A 916-nucleotide genomic window follows, 5' to 3' on the forward strand; every position below is an offset into this window, starting at 1 on the left:
AGCGACGCGGCCAGGCGCGAGCTGGCCGCCGCCATGAGCGCGCGTCTTGCGGACAAGCGCTCCCGCTTTGCGGCGGAGCTTAAGGCGCTGGACGCGCTCAGCCCGCTTAAGGTCATGGCGCGGGGATACAGCCTCGTCTACGACGAGAAAGAACGGCATTTGATCAAATCGCTGAACGAGGTCCAGCTCGGCGACCTGGTGGTCGTCAAGCTGGCTGACGGTCAGCTGGATTGCCAGGTATGGGGTATGAAGGAGGATGCGAAGGATCATGGCGAAGGAAGAAGCGGAACTGGGGTTTGAGGAGGCAATGGACCAGCTGGAGCTGATCGTGCGTGAACTGGAGCAGGGCGACGTTCCGCTGGAGAAGGCGATCGATTTGTTTCAGCAGGGAATGAAGCTCTCGCAGCTGTGCGGAGCCAAGCTTGAGCAGGTGGAGCGCAAGATCGAAATGATTGTGGAAGAAGACGGAGAGCTTCGCAAGAAACCTTTCGGCTCCTCGCTGGAAGGGGACGGCGATGACTCCTTTTAATAACGGTCTTCCCGAGAATGAACCGGCAGAATCTCAGCGTGCTGAATCCGTAAATCGCGAGCCTTTAAATGAATATATCGCTGGCGTGAGCGATCTTGTTACGGGTGAATTCCAGGCGTTGTTTCCGCCGCATTGGGAGGTTCCCGCCAAGCTGGCGGAGGCGATGAACTATTCGCTTCTCGCCGGCGGCAAGCGCCTTCGCCCTCTGCTCGTTATCGCGGCGTGCGAAGCGACCGGAGGAAATCGGGAAGCGGCGCTTCCAGTGGCTGCAGCGATTGAAATGGTGCATACGTATTCATTGATTCATGATGATCTGCCCGCGATGGACGATGACGATTACCGGCGGGGAAGGCTGACGAATCATAAAGTGTACGGCGAAGCGGCAGC

The 916-nt window shown here is 58.3% G+C and carries 3 protein-coding genes; all 3 read left to right on the forward strand.

What is annotated here, in order from left to right; translation table 11 throughout:
- On the forward strand, positions 1–300 hold a 300-nt coding region (locus tag L691_RS29170), incomplete at its 5' end, for an exodeoxyribonuclease VII large subunit (RefSeq protein WP_036737268.1).
- A complete protein-coding gene (xseB, locus tag L691_RS0116570; RefSeq protein WP_025691555.1) occupies positions 269–529 on the forward strand; it encodes an exodeoxyribonuclease VII small subunit in 261 nt (86 codons plus the stop codon). The genes L691_RS29170 and xseB, both read left to right, overlap by 32 nt.
- On the forward strand, positions 516–916 hold a 401-nt coding region (locus tag L691_RS29175), incomplete at its 3' end, for a polyprenyl synthetase family protein (protein ID WP_025691556.1). The genes xseB and L691_RS29175, both read left to right, overlap by 14 nt.

It is taken from the genome of Paenibacillus zanthoxyli JH29 (assembly GCF_000520715.1).
Lineage (GTDB): Bacteria > Bacillota > Bacilli > Paenibacillales > Paenibacillaceae > Paenibacillus_AQ > Paenibacillus_AQ zanthoxyli.

Bases quoted from the DNA above. Each gene is read 5' to 3' on its own strand.
- xseB (WP_025691555.1), top strand. From the start codon at position 269: ATGGCGAAGGAAGAAGCGGAACTGGGGTTTGAGGAGGCAATGGACCAG.